Annotated in this window: 14 protein-coding genes and 1 pseudogene; 7 read left to right on the forward strand and 8 right to left on the reverse strand. The window is 72.7% G+C overall.

Annotated elements, in window-relative coordinates; all coding sequences use genetic code 11:
• Window positions 1-21 precede the first annotated feature (21 nt).
• The 4 genes from HDC93_RS10425 to HDC93_RS10440 form a co-directional block, all read right to left on the reverse strand.
• Window positions 22-645 carry a cytochrome b/b6 domain-containing protein gene (locus HDC93_RS10425; protein ID WP_185009431.1) on the reverse strand — a complete coding sequence of 208 codons (624 nt, stop codon included), beginning with the start codon at window positions 643-645 and terminating at the stop codon, window positions 22-24.
• Window positions 629-1,354, reverse strand: a complete 726-nt coding sequence (locus tag HDC93_RS10430) for a molybdopterin-dependent oxidoreductase (RefSeq protein ID WP_185009658.1) — start codon at window positions 1,352-1,354, stop codon at window positions 629-631. The genes HDC93_RS10425 and HDC93_RS10430 overlap by 17 nt, the downstream gene beginning before the upstream one ends.
• A 111-nt stretch (window positions 1,355-1,465) precedes the next feature.
• Window positions 1,466-3,001 carry an APC family permease gene (locus HDC93_RS10435; RefSeq protein WP_185009433.1) on the reverse strand — a complete coding sequence of 512 codons (1,536 nt, stop codon included), beginning with the start codon at window positions 2,999-3,001 and terminating at the stop codon, window positions 1,466-1,468.
• Window positions 3,002-3,034: 33 nt separating this feature from the next.
• Window positions 3,035-3,985, reverse strand: coding sequence for a hypothetical protein (locus tag HDC93_RS10440; protein ID WP_185009660.1), 951 nt, complete (start codon window positions 3,983-3,985; stop codon window positions 3,035-3,037).
• A gap of 362 nt (window positions 3,986-4,347) precedes the next feature.
• On the opposite strand from HDC93_RS10440, the gene HDC93_RS10445 reads away from it, so the two are divergent.
• The 4 genes from HDC93_RS10445 (at window position 4,348) to HDC93_RS10460 (ending at window position 6,750) form a co-directional block, all read left to right on the forward strand.
• A complete protein-coding gene (locus tag HDC93_RS10445; protein WP_185009435.1) occupies window positions 4,348-5,253 on the forward strand; it encodes a DMT family transporter in 906 nt (301 codons plus the stop codon).
• Between the two features lie 99 nt (window positions 5,254-5,352).
• The gene (locus HDC93_RS10450; RefSeq protein ID WP_185009437.1) at window positions 5,353-5,868 is read left to right on the forward strand and encodes an NUDIX hydrolase; all 516 of its coding nucleotides are present in this window, start codon (window positions 5,353-5,355) and stop codon (window positions 5,866-5,868) included.
• Window positions 5,869-5,906: 38 nt separating this feature from the next.
• Complete coding sequence (locus tag HDC93_RS10455; RefSeq protein ID WP_185009439.1) at window positions 5,907-6,299, forward strand: DUF202 domain-containing protein; 393 nt, start codon at window positions 5,907-5,909, stop codon at window positions 6,297-6,299.
• 115 nt (window positions 6,300-6,414) lie between these two features.
• Entirely contained in the window at window positions 6,415-6,750 is a 336-nt protein-coding gene (locus tag HDC93_RS10460; RefSeq protein ID WP_185009441.1) for a DUF202 domain-containing protein, read from the forward strand.
• A gap of 65 nt (window positions 6,751-6,815) precedes the next feature.
• On the opposite strand, the gene HDC93_RS10465 is transcribed toward HDC93_RS10460, so the two are convergent.
• Window positions 6,816-7,766, reverse strand: a complete 951-nt coding sequence (locus HDC93_RS10465; protein WP_185009443.1) for an NADP-dependent oxidoreductase — start codon at window positions 7,764-7,766, stop codon at window positions 6,816-6,818.
• A gap of 201 nt (window positions 7,767-7,967) precedes the next feature.
• Here HDC93_RS10465 and HDC93_RS10470 point away from each other — a divergent pair, with 201 nt between their 5' ends.
• The 3 genes and pseudogenes from HDC93_RS10470 to HDC93_RS10480 form a co-directional block, all read left to right on the forward strand.
• Window positions 7,968-9,002 carry a phosphotransferase family protein gene (locus HDC93_RS10470; RefSeq protein ID WP_185009445.1) on the forward strand — a complete coding sequence of 345 codons (1,035 nt, stop codon included), beginning with the start codon at window positions 7,968-7,970 and terminating at the stop codon, window positions 9,000-9,002.
• Window positions 9,003-9,007: 5 nt separating this feature from the next.
• Window positions 9,008-10,222 carry an acyl-CoA dehydrogenase gene (locus HDC93_RS10475; protein WP_185009447.1) on the forward strand — a complete coding sequence of 405 codons (1,215 nt, stop codon included), beginning with the start codon at window positions 9,008-9,010 and terminating at the stop codon, window positions 10,220-10,222.
• 1,260 nt (window positions 10,223-11,482) lie between these two features.
• Window positions 11,483-11,932, forward strand: a pseudogene (locus tag HDC93_RS10480) (B12-binding domain-containing protein); the annotation flags it as partial.
• Between the two features lie 261 nt (window positions 11,933-12,193).
• Here HDC93_RS10480 and HDC93_RS10485 read toward each other — a convergent pair.
• Genes HDC93_RS10485 through HDC93_RS10495 form a run of 3 tightly spaced genes read right to left on the reverse strand, consistent with a single transcriptional unit; the run spans window position 12,194 to window position 15,250 of the window.
• Window positions 12,194-12,787, reverse strand: coding sequence for a TetR/AcrR family transcriptional regulator (locus HDC93_RS10485; protein WP_185009450.1), 594 nt, complete (start codon window positions 12,785-12,787; stop codon window positions 12,194-12,196).
• Between the two features lie 28 nt (window positions 12,788-12,815).
• The gene (locus HDC93_RS10490) at window positions 12,816-14,480 is read right to left on the reverse strand and encodes an AMP-binding protein (RefSeq protein ID WP_185009452.1); all 1,665 of its coding nucleotides are present in this window, start codon (window positions 14,478-14,480) and stop codon (window positions 12,816-12,818) included.
• Entirely contained in the window at window positions 14,477-15,250 is a 774-nt protein-coding gene (locus HDC93_RS10495) for an SDR family oxidoreductase (RefSeq protein WP_185009454.1), read from the reverse strand. The genes HDC93_RS10490 and HDC93_RS10495 overlap by 4 nt, the downstream gene beginning before the upstream one ends.
• Between the last annotated feature and the right edge of the window lie 88 nt (window positions 15,251-15,338).

The raw sequence follows: 15,338 nt of genomic DNA on the forward strand, positions 1-15,338 counted from the left end.
GTTCCCCGCGCCCCTGAAGACTCAAGGACGCCACAGAGGGTGCTCCCGGTCCGCCCACTCGCTGCTCACCCTGCCCGTGCGCATACCCCTCCTGGATTCCGGGTCCGCCAGGGCCATGCCGATGTGGCCGGCCAGGACGATGCCGATGGTGAGGGCCAGCCAGTCGTGGACGAAGGTGGCGCTGGTACGCCAGAGCAGGGGGGTGAGGTGGGTGAACCACATCATCAGGCCCGTGGCGAGCATGACCAGGGTGGCGCCGGCGATCCAGGCCGCGTAGAGCTTCTGGCCGGCGTTGAACTTGGCCGCGGGGCGGGACGACCGGCTTTTGTCGCGGTGCAGGGCGGCGCGCAGCCAGGTGCGGTCGTGCGGGCCGAAGCGGTTGAGGCGGCCGAGGTCGGCGCGGAAGGCCCGGGAGGCGAGGGCGGCCAGGACGGGGACGGGCAGAGCGAGGCCGGCCCACTGGTGCAGGGTGACGACCAGGGCGCGGCGGCCGACGAGTTCGGCGAGCTGGGGGATGTAGAGGCAGGCCGCGGTGACGACGCAGATGCCCATCAGGACGGCCGTGGTGCGGTGGGTCCAGCGCTGCAGCGTGGTGAAGCGGCGCACGTCGGCCGTGACCGGCGGTGTGTCAGCTCGTAGGGGCATCGTCGCGTCCGTTCGAGCGGCCCACCCAGGCGTCGACGTCGTAGCCGCGCTCCTCCCAGTAGCCCGGCCGGACCTCGTCGGTGACGGTGATGCCGGAGAGCCACTTGGCGGACTTGTAGAAGTACATGGGCGCCACGTAGAGGCGGACCGGGCCGCCGTGGGAGTGGCCGAGGTCCTTGTCCTGCATGCGCAGGGCGACCAGGACGTCCGCGCGGCGGGCCTGATCGAGGGTGAGGCTCTCGGTGTACGTGCCGTCGAAGCAGGTGAAGCGGATGGCTCTGGCCGTGGGGCGGACCCGGGCGGCGTCCAGGATCCGGGACAGGCGTACGCCCTCGAAGGGGGTGTCGGGCACGCGCCAGCCCGTGACGCACTGGACGTCGCGGACCATGCGGGTCTGGGGCAGGGCCTTGAGGTCGTCGAGGGTGTAGGTCGTGGGGCGGTCGACCAGGCCGTCCACGGTGAGGCGGTAGGTGCCGGCGTTCTTGCGCGGGACGGAGGAGGCGACCGAGTAGTAGCGGAAGCCACCGCCGTTGGGGAGCAGGCCGGTCAGGCCGGTGGGGTCCTTGTCGGCCGCTCCGCCGAGGAAGGCCTCCAGGCCGCGTTGCAGCGGGGGTGCGGCGACCACGCCCGCGGCGCCCAGGGCGAGGGTGCCGAGGAAGACGCGGCGGCCGATCGGGGTGCCCCGCTCTTCGGGGCGCTCGTCGTTCACACCCTTGGGTACGTCCTGGTTCACGTTCTCATTCGAGCACCCGCGGTCCCGGTACGACAGGGATCGCGGGTGCTCGTCAGACTTCCGTAACCACTTCTTACGCGGGCCGCGTCAGGTGGAGGCCGCCTTGTCGAGCTGGAACGCCTCGTTGCCGAGGCCGATCCGGGCGTGCTTCTCGGGGGCGCGGGCGCGCAGCACCAGGCCGAGGACCACACCGGCGAGTGCCGCGAGGCCGATGATGCCGGGAAGCACCCAGCTCAGCGAGGAGCCGGGGCCGGCGCCGACCAGCACCTCGAAGTCCTTCACCGTGTAGCCGGCGATCACCAGCAGGGCGATGCCCGCCAGCGCGGACGTGACCAGCCGCCAGGCCTGGGCGCCGGCGGCGCCGCGGCGGACGAAGAAGACGACGACGGACAGGGACGCCGCCGCCATCAGCACGATCACGCCGAGGGCGCCGATGTTGCCGAACCAGGTGAACAGGTGCAGGACGGGGGCGGTCGGGTCGCCGGCCGGCTTGTCGTCGGCGAGGGCGAAGGCCGCCACGACCACCACGGCCACGACGGTCTGGAGCAGCGAGCCGGTGCCCGGGGCGCCGCTGCTGCCGCTGGTGCGGCCGAAGGCGGCCGGCAGCAGCCCCTCGCGGCCCATGGCGAAGGCGTAGCGGGCGACGACGTTGTGGAAGCTGAGCAGCGCGGCGAACATGCCGGTGACGAACAGGACGTGCAGGATGTCGGTGAAGGTGCCGCCCAGGCGGGACTCGGTGAGGAAGAACAGCAGCCCGGCGCTCTGCTTCTGGGACGTGCCGACGATGGCGGAGGGGCCGGCGGCGACGGTGAGGGCCCACGAGCTCAGCGCGAAGAAGACGGCGACCCCGCCGACGGCGAAGAACATCACCCGCGGCACCAGCACGTGCGGGCGGCTGGTCTCCTCGGCGTAGACAGGGGCCTGCTCGAAGCCGAGGAAGGCGGCGATGCAGAAGCACAGCGCGGTGCCGACGCCCGCGCCGGTGAGCGTGTCGGGGTTGAAGGCGTGCAGCGACAGGCCCTCCTTGCCGGGGTCGGCGAGGGCGGCGATGTCGAAGATCACGACGAGGAGCACCTCGATGACCAGCAGCACGCCGAGCACGCGGGCGTTGACGTCGATCTTCAGCCAGCCGAGCAGCCCAACGGCGAGCGCGGCCGCCAGGGCCGGTATCCACCAGGCGATCTCCAGGTCGGCGTAGGTGGCGAAGAGCCCGGAGACCTCGAAGCCGAAGATGCCGTAGATGCCGACCTGGAGCGCGTTGTAGGCGACGAGGGCGACCAGGGCGGCGCCCGCGCCGGCGGTGCCGCCGAGGCCGCGGGAGATGTACGCGTAGAAGGCGCCCGCGTTGTGGACGTGGCGGCTCATCTCGGCGTAGCCGACGCTGAACAGGATCAGGACGACGCCGAGGGCGACGAAGAGCAGCGGCTGGCCGACGATGCCCATCACCGCGAATGTGGTGGGCATGACACCCGCGACGACCATGAGCGGGGCGGTCGCGGCGAGGACGGAGAGCAGCAGGCCCCCGGTGCCGAGCCGGTCGGCGCGCAGGGCGCGCTCCTCCCCCTTGAACGTACTGATGCCGCCGGAGGCGGATGGGCTCGTTCTCGAACTGTCCGTGGTCATCGGGGGAGCGTCCTCACTCTTCGGGTCGGGGGGTCAAACCGTGCCGAGCGCCCTGGCGCGGGCGGCGGCGAAAGCGGTGTGCGGGTCGCGGTCCGGATACGACCAGGGCGCCGGGGTGGCGTGGCGGCCGATCCGGTGGAACAGGGCGGCGGCCTCGGCGCCCCGCCCCTCGCAGAACTTGGCGTGGGCGAGGAAGTTCAGGTCGATCAGCCGCCGCGGGTGCCCCTCCAGCTCCCACTCCAGCCACCAGTCGAAGGCGGCCTTCATGACCTGCCGGGCGCGGCGGCCCGTCCAGTGGCCGGAGGCGGCCGGGTCGGCGGGTGCGTGCCCGGCGGCGGCCAGCACGCGGTACCGCTCGGCGTGCGCGATGACAGGCAGGATCGCGAGGGGGGAGTCGGCGGGGGCCTGTTCGGCGGCCCAGTTGGCGAAGTCGTAGACCTCGTGCAGCGGGTCCGGACCGGCCTCGGTACGGCGGGCGGCGAGCCGGGCGATCATCAGATGGTGAGCGTGGTGGTGGTCGGCGTAGCGGGCGCGGACCGCCTCGAAGCCGCGGATCACGTCCTGGTCGGCGCCGACCGCGCAGTCCAGCATGAGCAGGCCGAGCCAGGGGGTGGGGTCGGCGGGAGCACGGGTCACGGCGGTCTGGCAGGCCTCGCGGGCCCGGACCGGCTTGACCTTGCCGTGCACGGCGCGCCGGACCTGGGCGAGGGCGAGCAGCACCGAGGCGTCGGCGGACTCGGGTTCGGCGAGCAGCCACTCCCGGGCCCACGCGGCGCAGTAGGACTCGCGGGCGAGGACGGTGACGCGGTGGCCGCGCCGGTCCCAGTCGTCCCCGGTGTGGACCAGCAGGGAACGGGCGTTCTGCCAGCGGCCCTGCGCCAGCGCGGCACGGGCGGCCACGAGCTCGGCGTCGTCGAGGGCCTCGTCGAAGGCCTGCGCCGCACGTCTGCGGCCACGGCCGAGGGGAGGCGGGGGTGGAGACACCGCGAACTTCCTCACGCGCTCTTCTTGTGTTCCGGCTCACGGCGACAGGGGGAGCGCGGTGTGCGCACCGCCATGAACTGATCACGCACAGCCAACCCCCAGCCAAGGGTCGTCGTCAAGGGCCACCTGGGCGTTACACGCGTCAATTGGCGTTACTTGTGAGGCAATTGTGATCCAAGGGGCATGGGAGACGGGTGTGACGAGCATCCGATTGATCCGTTTCGCCCTTTGTGACGTACGTCATAGCGTGGGCTGCCGTCGCCCCCGACGATGGCATGACGTACGGGCGCGCCGGGCGGAGCCGGCCGGTACAGTCGGCCCCTACGCAACCGTGACCCGACCTGACGATCGAGGTACACCGCGTGTCGGTTCCAGTACTGGCGCTCGCCCTGGGCGCCGCCTGCTGTCTGGGCTTCGGCTTCGTCCTCCAGCAGAACGCGGCTCAGCGTGCCCCGCTGAGCGACTTCCTCTCCTTCCGCCTGCTGATCGACCTCGTGAAGGTGCCCCGCTGGCTCGGCGGCATCGCGCTCATGGTGGTCGGCATGGGGCTCGGCGCCGCCGCCCTGGGGCAGGGCGAGCTGTCGCTGGTGGAGCCGCTGCTGGCGACGAACCTGCTCTTCGCTCTCGCGCTCTCCCGCAAGCAGACCCGGCAGCCGCTCGGCCGCCAGGGCTGGGCGGGCCTCCTCCTGCTGGCGGGCGGTGTGACCGCGTTCATCGTGGCGGGTCAGCCGGAGGGCGGCGCCGCGACGGCCGACCCGGTGCGGCAGTGGCTGATCATCGGGGTCATGATCGGGCTCGCCCTGCTCCTCACGACCCACGGCAAGCGGACCCGGCTGAGCTCCGGCCCGGTGCTGCTGGCCCTGGCCGCCGGGCTGCTCTACGGCGTGCAGGACGCACTGACCAGGGTCAGCGGGCAGAAGGTCGCCGACGGCGGCTTCGCCGAGCTGCTCACCGGCTGGGAGCCGTACGCGGTGCTGGCGCTGGGCGTCACGGGCCTGGTGCTCGTGCAGAGCGCGTTCGAGACCGCGTCCCTGCGCAAGTCCCTGCCCGCCCTGACCGCGGCGCAGCCGCTCGCCGGGATCGTCTGCGGCGTCGGCTTCCTCGGCGACCGGCTGCGCACCGACGCGGCGGCCCTGACCTGGGAGGCCGGCGGTCTGCTGGCCGTGGTCGCCGGGATCGTGCTGCTGGGTCTGCATCCGGCGATGCCGCACGGGGCTCCGGAGCGGGCCCGAGTGGCCGCACCCGCGGTCAGCCCCGCCTCGCCCTGACGCGCCTCGCGCCGCCCGGGGCGCGTGTCCGGCCGGCAACACCTGGGGCGCGCGTCCGGCCGGGATCGCTCGGAGCGCGCGTCCTGCTTGGATGAGGCCATGAGCGCTGCTGACGAGATCCTCGACATCGTCGACGAGAACGACCGGGTCGTCGGGCAGTGCCCGCGCGGCGAGGTCTACGCCCGGGGACTGCGCCATCGCTGCGTGTTCATCCAGGCCCGGGACGCCGAGGGCCGGATCTTCGTGCACCGGCGCACCCCGACCAAGCTGGTCTTCCCCTCCCTCCACGACATGTTCGTCGGCGGAGTCGTCGGCGCGGGCGAGTCCTACGACACGGCGGCCCTGCGCGAGGCCGAGGAGGAGCTGGGCGTGAGTGGTCTGCCGCAGCCGCGGCACCTCTTCACCTTCCTCTACGACGACGGCTCCGGCCGGACCTGGTGGTCGGCGGTCTACGACGTCCGCTGCGAGCTCCCGGTGCAGCCACAGGTCGAGGAGGTGGCCTGGCACGACTTCCTCTCCGAGGCGGAGGTCGAGCGGCGTCTGACCGACTGGGAGTGGGTGCCGGACGGGCTGGCGGCGTACGAGCGGCTCAAGGCGTTCCGGTCGGCCGGCTGAAGCGGAGGCGGACCGGGCGCCCGGGTAGGGTCGCGCACGTGATCGAGTTCGTACGGAACGTCCGGCTGTGGTTCGCGCCCACGGAGGTCCGGGAGGACGGCGAGACGCCGGACTACCGGTTCTCGCTGGCGAACGAACGCACCTTCCTGGCCTGGCTGCGCACCGCGCTCGCGCTGATCGGCGGCGGCTTCGCCGTGGACCAGTTCCTGCCGGACCTGCGCTGGGCCTGGCGGGTCGGGCTGGCGCTGGCGCTGCTGGCCGCGGGCGTGCTGTGCTCCCTGCGGGCGGTCAACCACTGGGTGCGCTGCGAACGGGCCATGCGCCGGGGCGAGGACCTGCCGGTGTCCCGGTTCCCGGCGCTTCTGAGCCTGGTCGTCGCGGTCGTGGCCGTCGCCATGGTCGTGGTGGTGCTCGTGGGGTGGGAGGCGTGAGCGCCCCGGCCACCCGGCCGCGGGACCCCGACCGCGATCCCGGAGTGCAGCCCAGGAGGACCCGGCGCACGACACCGCCGGACACGGGTGTCGCCGTACTCGCGGGGAGCGAGCGGTGAGCGCCCCGGCCACCCGGCCGCGGGACCCCGACCGCGATCCCGGGCTGCAGCCCGAGCGCACCCGGCTCGCGTGGCGGCGTACGACGCTGTCGGGCACGGTCGTCACCGTGCTGGCGGTGAAGACCGTGCTGCACGGTGGGGCGTCGGCGGCCGGAGTCGTCGCGTGCGCGCTGTGCTGTGTGCTCTGGCTGGGCTTCCTGCGCGTCGCCCACCGGCGCATCCACACCCTCTCGACCGCCCCGAGCCCCACCGCGTTCGCCCCCCGGCACGCGGCGGCCGCGGTGCTGTGCACGGTGGCGATGGCGGTGTGCGGAGCCGCCCTCGTGCTCTAGGACGGCCCGTTCCGCACCGGCCCTCCGGGGCGTGGCTCCTCACCGGCCCTCCAGGGCGTGGTTCCTTACTCGCCCTCGCCCTCGCCGCCCCAGTCCACCGTCACCACGATCTTGCCGCGGGTGCGGCCCTCCTGGTTCAGGCGGTGCGCGTCCGCAGCCCGCTCCAGGGGGAACGTCTCGTCGACGTGCACGCTCACCACGCCCTGCTCCGCGAGACCGGCCAGGTGCTGGAGGTCCTGCGCGTCGGGGCGGACGAAGTAGTAGCGGCCGCCGTAGGTCACGACGTCGTTGTCGGCGATCGAGACCAGCCGGCCCTCGGGCGCCAGCAGGTTCGCCGACACCTTCAGCGCGTCCCCGCCCACCGTGTCGAACACCGCGTCCACCCCCTCCGGGGCCAGCCCGCGCACCCGCTCGCCGAGGCCCTCGCCGTACACCACCGGCTCCCCGCCGAGGCCCCTGACGAAGTCGTGGTTGGGCTCGCTCGCCGTACCGATCACCCGGGCACCGAGGTGGACGCCGAGTTGCACGGCGATCGAGCCGACGCCCCCGGCCGCGGCGTGCACCAGGACGGTCTCGCCCCGCTTCACCTGGAGCACCTTGATCAGCACCTGGTACGCGGTGAGCCCGACCAGCGGCAGCCCGGCCGCCTCCTCGAAGGAGAGGTTGCGCGGCTTGCGGGCGAGGGTGCGCAGGGGCGCGGCCACGTACTCGGCGAAGGTGCCGCGGGAGAGGAAGTCCTCGCGCACGTACCCGATGACCTCGTCCCCGACGTCGAACTCCGAGACGGCCACGCCCGGCCGTACGACGACGCCCGAGACGTCCCAGCCGGGCACCACGGGGAAGACGGGGGCGAGGATCCCGTCGAGGTATCCCTCGCGGGCCTTCCAGTCGACGGGGTTCACGGCCGCCGCGCGCACCTTCACCAGCACCGCGTCGGGGCCGACCTTCGGATCGCGGACCTCGCCGAACGCCAGCACCTCGGGTCCGCCGTACCGTGAGTAGCTGATGGCCTTCATGGCTCTGACCTTCCGGGCTCGTCGCGCGCCACGCAAGCCGGATGGCCTGAACGAACCGGCCGAAACCTCCCCGGTCGCCTCCCGTGGACAGTCATCGGCCTATCGTGGCTCCGATCACGTTTCGGCCCCGCTCTGGACGACATACCGACCGGTCGGCATCATGAGTCGGGTACCTGTCCACCCCGCCCGTAGGAGCGACGCATGAGCCCCGACCACCCGCCCGGACTCGATCTCGAACGGTTGCGCGGCCTGCTCGACCGCGAGCGGCCCGGCCTGGTGACCGGCCCGCTGTCCGGCCGGCTGATCGAGGGCGGACGGTCGAACCTCACCTACGCGGTCTCCGACGGCACCTCCCGGTGGGTCGTCAGACGCCCCCCGCTCGGCCACGTCCTGGCCACCGCGCACGACATGAAGCGCGAGCACCGGGTGATCAGCGCCCTGCACCCGACCGCCGTGCCGGTGCCGGAGCCGGTGCTGCTGTGCGAGGACGAGGAGGTGCTCGGGTCGCCGTTCTACGTCATGGAGTTCGTCGAGGGCACCCCCTACCGCACCGCCGACCAGCTCCTCCCGCTCGGTGCGGAGCGGACCCGGGGCGCGGTGCTGAACCTGGTCGACACGCTGGTGGCGCTGCACGCGGTCGACCCGGGCGAGGTGGGTCTCGCCGACTTCGGCCGGCCCGAGGGCTTCCTGGACCGGCAGCTGCGGCGCTGGGGCAAGCAGCTGGACGCCTCGCGCAACCGCGACCTGGACGGCATCGACGAGCTGCACGCCGCCCTCGGACGCGAGCTGCCCGACTCCCCCGCCCCGGCCGTCGTGCACGGCGACTACCGGCTCGACAACGTGCTGATCGGCGAGGACGACCAGATCAAGGCGATCCTCGACTGGGAGATGTCGACGCTGGGCGATCCGCTCACCGACCTCGGCCTGCTGGTCATGTACAGCATGCCGCTCGGCATGCCCGACTCCCCCGTCTCCACGACCGCCGAGGCGGCCGGGCACCCGGCGCCGTCGGAACTGATCGAGCGGTACGCCGCGCGCTCGGGGCGCGACGTCTCCGCGGTCTCCTGGTACACGGCGTTCGCCTGGTTCAAGCTCGCCGTGATCCTCGAGGGCATCCACTACCGCTACACGCTGGGCCAGACGGTCGGGCGCGGCTTCGACCGCATCGGCGACCTCGTCCCCGTCTTCGTCCGGCACGGACTGACCACGCTGCACGAAGGCCTCCAGGAGGGCTGATCCACATGGACTTCGCTTATGACGCGCGCACCGAAGAGCTGCGCGGCAAGCTCCTCGCCTTCATGGACGAGTACGTCTATCCCGCCGAGGCGGTCGCTGACGAGCAGCGCGAGCGGCTCGCCTCCCCGTGGGAGACCGTGCCCGTGGTGGAGGAGCTGAAGGCCGAGGCCCGCAGGCAGGGCCTGTGGAACCTCTTCCTGCCGGACTCCGAGTACGGTGCCGGGCTCACCAACCTCCAGTACGCGCCGCTCGCCGAGATCACGGGCCGCTCCCCGCAGCTGGCGCCGACGGTGACCAACTGCGCGGCGCCGGACACCGGGAACATGGAGGTGCTCACCCAGTTCGGCGACGAGCAGCAGCGCAAGCAGTGGCTGGAGCCGCTGCTGGCCGGCGAGATCCGCTCGGCGTTCGCGATGACCGAGCCGGACGTGGCCTCCTCCGACGCCACCAACATCACCACCCACATCGAGCGGGACGGCGACGAGTACGTCATCACCGGCCGCAAGTGGTACATCTCCGGGGCGATGCACCCCGACTGCAAGATCTTCATCGTGATGGGCAAGACCGACCCGGACGGGGAGGACATCCGCCGCCAGCAGTCGATGGTGCTGGTGCCGCGCGACACCCCGGGTGTCACCATCAAGCGGGCCATGCGGGTGTTCGGGTACGAGGACCACTACCACGGCGGTCACGCCGAGGTGATCTTCGACCACGCCCGCGTGCCGGTGTCCAACCTGATCGGTGAGGAGGGCGGCGGTTTCGCCATCGCGCAGGCGCGGCTCGGGCCGGGGCGGATCCACCACTGCATGCGGCTGATCGGCATGGCGGAGCGGGCCATCGAGCTGATGTGCCGCCGGGCCGTGTCACGGACGGCGTTCGGGAAGGCGCTGGCGCAGCAGGGCGTGGTCCACAACTGGATCGCGGACGCGCGGGTGACGGTGGAGCAGCTGCGGCTGCTGGTGCTGAAGACCGCCTGGCTGATGGACACGGTGGGCAATCGCGGTGCGCACACCGAGATCCAGTCCATCAAGATCGCCACGCCGCGGGCGGTGGTAAACATCCTCGACCGGGCGATCCAGCTGCACGGTGCCGGTGGGGTGAGCCAGGACTTCCCGCTGGCGGAGCTGTACGCGGGGGCGCGGACGCTGATGATCGCGGACGGGCCGGACGAGGTGCACCAGCGGTCGCTGGCGCGGCGGGAATTGAAGCGGTACGTGTGACGGGCCAGTGAAGCGCTACGTGTGACGTGCTGCGGGCGGCCGGGGCGGCGGGGGCCTCCCCGGCGCCCCGGCCGCCCCTCGCCGTCAACGGACGGATGCGGCCGCCCGGGGTGTGGACGGGATGTGAAACTTCGCACGGTCTCGTGCCCGGCCGTCTGGGTACGGACCCTGTTCAGGGGGCGAATGCGACGCGGATCCCTCCTTCGTCGGGCCCTGTGCGAGCCCGGTGGTTGCACCACGCACCCGGACTGCGGGACTGTGCTGCGAGAACATTCAGTCTTCGCGAAGTGAGGTGTGGGTCACGCGTAGGGGCCCTGTACATGACTTCTTCCCCGGCCAGACCCCACACCGGTGCGGTGAGCACGGTGAGCGTCGCCTCCGCCCCGTGCCCGGTGGTGGTCCTGGACGCGGACGGGCACATCGCGGAGCTCAACGCTGCGGCCGGCGCTCTGCTGCCCACGGCACGCGTCGGTCGGCCGCTGTCCTCCCCCACCTGGCTCGCCGCCGGTGACCGGGCCCGGCCGGTCCCCCTCAGCGGGACGGTGGGCGACCGGTCGTTCTCGGCGCATCCCTCCGTGGCGGCGGACGGCCGCACGGTCTGGTGGCTGATGGAGGAGACCGCCTACCGCTCCGCAGTGGGAGAGCTGGAGGCGGAGCGCGCACGCACCCGGTTCCTCACCGAGGCCTCCGGCGCTCTGCTGGCCTCGCTGAACCTGGAACGGTGCATGGAGGTCACGGCCCGCCTGGCCACCGAGCATCTGGCCGATGCCGCGCTGGTCATCGCCCCCAGCGTCGCCAGGACACTGCCGGTGGTCGCCTGCGACCAGCGCGGCGAGCTCACCCGCAGCACCGTGTCCGAGGCGCCATATTCCGTGCCGGGACTCGCCGAGGCGCTGCGGGGCTTCCCGCCGGTGCCCTCGCGGTGGATAGACCCCGCGACGGCGCCGGACTGGCTGATCCCGGCGGGGTTCGGCGAGGTCGGCTCGCTGGTGATCACACCGCTGCCGGGGCTCGGCGTTCCGGCCGGGGCGCTGATCCTGCTGCGCCGGGCGCAGCAGGACGCGTTCAGCAAGGCGGAGGAGTCGCTGGCCGGGGTTTTCGCCGCCCGGGCCGGCGCGGCGATGTCGGCCGCCCGCCTCTACGCGGAACAGAACTCGATCTCCGACACCCTCATGCGGGAGCTTCTGCCGCCCACGCTGCGGCAGACGGAGGGCGTGGAGTTCGCCGGCGGCTACCGGGCCAGCAAGGACACGGAGCGAATGGGCGGCCAACCGCATGAGCGTGGCCGACGAGCACGCCGCCACCGCCATCAACGACCGGGTCATCGCCGTCCTGTCGGCCCGGCGTCCGGCGAACAGCCGGGGCCGGATCACGGTCGCCTGCGTGGACCAGGAGTGGCACGCCCTGCCCGCGCGCCTGGTGTCCGAGACGCTGCGGCTGCGCGGCTGGCGGGTGGACTACCTCGGCGCGCAGGTCCCCACCGCCCATCTGATCAGCCACATCCACCGCACCGGACCGGACGCGGTGTGCCTGTCCAGCTCGCTGCCCACCCGGCTGCCTCTCGCGCACAGCGCGATCACCGCCGTCCAGGCCGCCGGCACCCCGGTCATGGCCGGTGGTCTCGCCTTCGGTGCCGACGGCCGCTACGCCCGCCTGCTGGGCGCCGACGCCTGGGCGCCCGACGCCAGCGCGGCGGCGGACCGGCTCGCGACTCCATGGGGCTGTCGATCCTGCTCGAGATCCACCGCTCCGCCGGCCGGGACGGCATCGCCTTCCACCTGGGGGGCGTCGGCCCGGCGCTGCTGCGCCTGCTCGAACTCACCGGCACTTACGAGTACCTGACGAGCCCTCAGCGCTCCGGGACGTCCGCCGGGAGCCGCTACGGCCGCACCTGAGGCGGGGCGGGACGGCCACTCCGGGACGTCCGCCGGGAGCCGCTACGGCCGCACCTGAGGCGGGGCGGGACGGCCGCTACGGGCGCAGGGCGCGCAGCAGCAGGTCGGCCAGGTGGTCCGCGACCTGCTGGGGCGTGAGGGGCCCGTCGGGGCGGTACCAGGTCGACAGGTGGTGGACCGAGCCGAAGTGGTAGTCGACCACGAGGTCCGCCGGGGTCGCCTCGGAGAAGACGCCGGACTCCTGGCCCTCCTCCACGAGCGCGCGGAAGCGTTCGTGGTAGCGGCGGCGCTCGGCGCGGACCTGCTTGTCCTTCTCGGGGCTGAGGTGGTGCATGGAGCGCCAGAAGATCATCGCGTCGTCGAGGTTCTCGATGGTCGTCACCACGACGTCCGCGGCGGCGTGCCGCAACCGCTTCTCCACCGGCTCGTCGGCACCGGCCACGGCGTCCAGCCGCTCCTGCTGGATGCGCAGCACGCGCGCGTACACCTCGTGCAGCAGGTCGTCCTTGGAGCCGAAGTAGTGGTACAGCGCCCCCTTGGTGACGCCGGCCGCCTCGACGATCTCCTGCACCGAGGTGCGGTCGTAGCCCTGCTCGGCGAAGAGCCGGGTGGCGGCGGCCAGGAGCCGCTGAGGCACGGGCGTGCCGTCCGAGTCCGTGGTCCTGGGCACTGCCGCCACCTGCCTTTCCGTTCTGCTGTCAGTTGCCTTGCGTACGGGAACGCAGTTCCCGCCGGAGGATCTTCCCACTGGCCGTCTTCGGCAAGTCCGGCAGGATCTCCACCTGGCGCGGATATTTGTAGGCGGCCAGTCTCTCCTTGCAGTAGGCGGCGAGTGCATCCGGGTCCGTGTCGGCGTCCGGCCGCAGGCTGATGTACGCCTTGACGGTCTCCCCGCGGTACCCGTCGGGCACGCCGACGACGGCGGCCTCGCGCACCGCCGGGTGCGTGTAGAGAACGTCCTCGACCTCGCGCGGCCACACCTTGAAGCCGGAGGCGTTGATCATGTCCTTCTTGCGGTCGACGACGTAGAGCCAGCCCTGTTCGTCCATGAAGCCGATGTCGCCGGTGCGCAGTTCGGCGCCGGGGAAGGTCTCGGCGGTGGCGTCGGAGCGGCGCCAGTAGCCGGGCACGACCTGCGGGCCCCGGACGACGATCTCGCCCTGCTCCCCGAAGGGCACCTCCTCGCCGGCGTCGTCGACGATCCGTACGACCGTGTCGGGGCCGGGCAGTCCCACGGCGAGGGTCCCGGACACCGGGTCGACCGGCGCCTCGAGACCGGGCGGCACGGAGGCGCAGGGCGCGGTGCACTCGGTCAGTCCGTAGCCGTTGCGAATGTACGGGCCGAAGCCGGCCCGGAACTTCTCCACCAGGGCGGGCGGCAGCGGGGCACCGCCGGAGGAGATCACCCGGAAGGAGGAGAAGTGGTCGCGGGTGACGGAGGGGTGAGCGGCCAGTGCCATGAACGCCGTGGAGGGTCCGACGGTGTAGTGCGGGCGGTGCTCGGTGAACGCGTCCAGCACCACGCCCGACTCGAACCGGTAGGCCAGCACGAGCGTGCCCCGGCTGTTCAGGCAGGCGCCGAACTGGCAGACCATGCCGGTGATGTGGAACAGCGGCGCCAGCGCGAAGTACACGGGCCGCTCGGGCAGACCGAGGCCGGTCCGCTGCCGCTCGGCGTTGTACATGATGTTGCCGTGCGTGTTGGTGGCGCCCTTGGGCGTGCCGCTCGTGCCGGAGGTGTAGCTGATCAGCGCGATGTCGGAGGGGCCGGGATCTCGGTCCTCGGGCGCCTTGTGCCCGGCCCGTGCCACGGTCACCAGGTCGTCGGCGTCGGGGGCCTGCGGCAGGCGCTCGAAGGTCAGCACGCGCGCGTCGTCGCGGCTCTGGAAGTCCAGCTCGCACCCGGTGAGCACGATCCGCACCGGCGAGTCGGCCGCCGTCTCGCGCAGATACGACTCCCAGGCCCGGTCCGAGCAGATCAGCGCGGCGACCTCGCCGTCCCCCAGGACGTGGGCCACCTCGCCCGACTTGTACATCGGGTTGACGGGCACGACGACCGCGCCCGCCTTCCACGCGCCCAGCAGGGCGAGCACGAAGTGCGGGGAGTTCTGCAGCAGCACCGCGACCCGGTCGCCGCGCCGGAGACCGCGGGCGGCGAGGTGCCCGGCGACGGAGTCGCTGAGCTCGTCGACCTCCCGGTAGGTGAGCCGGCCGTCGAAGTAGGCCAGGAAGTCACCGCCGGGCGTCTCGGCCACCGCGGCGCGCAGTGCGTGCACGAGGGAGCCGGCCGGGCTGATCGCGCCCTTCTGGGCGTCGCTGAGCAGGCCGAGCCAGGGCTTGGCCGCGTAACGGGACTCGGTCACCGGGCCTCCTCCCACTGCTGCTGGATGCGGTTCATGCCGGACAGCCACCGGTCGGGGTCACCGGCCCGGGCCCGGTGGTAGGCGGCGACCTCGGGATGCGGCAGGATCAGGAAGCGGTCCGCCTCGATGCCCTGGAGCAGCGCGTCCGCCACGGCCTCCGGATCGATCGCGGTCGGCTGCAGCACGAGGTCGCCCGCGCTGCCGGTGGCGGCGAGCATGTCGGTGCGGACGCCCTGCGGGCAGATCGCGTGGACCTTCACCCCCCGGTGCCGGTACGTCAGGGAGAGCCACTCGGCGAAGGCGAGCGCGCCGTGCTTGGTGACGGCGTAGGGCGCGGCGCCGATCATGGTGAGCAGCCCGGCGGCGGACACGGTGGAGACGAACCGGCCGCTGCCGCGCTCCAGCCAGGCGGGCAGCAGTTCCTGCGCGGCCCGCACATGAGCCATGACGTTCACGTCCCAGGACAGGGCCCACGCCTTCTCGTCCAGCGGCTGCCCGGGTGCGATGCCGTCGGCGGCGACACCGGCGTTGGCGCAGTAGACATCGACGGTCCCGCCGAGCGCGTCGCGGGCGTCGGCGACGATCGCCGAGGCGTCGCCGGGCACGGCGATGCCGCCGATGCCGTCCGCGACCTGCTTGGCCCGCTCGGCGTCGAGGTCGTTGACGACGACCCGGGCCCCTTCGGCGGCGAACCGCCGGGCGAGCGCGGCCCCGATCCCGCCGCCGGCCCCCGTGACAACGACTCCGGCCTCTTGAAAGGCTCCCACCATCGGTCTCCTCAGTCGCGGCTCTGCAATGGCACCAGACTAACCGGTCGGTATGTACCACGGAAGGGGTGTCGACACCCCCCTTGAGGAG

It is taken from the genome of Streptomyces sp. AK010 (genome assembly GCF_014207295.1).
Classification (GTDB): domain Bacteria; phylum Actinomycetota; class Actinomycetes; order Streptomycetales; family Streptomycetaceae; genus Streptomyces; species Streptomyces massasporeus.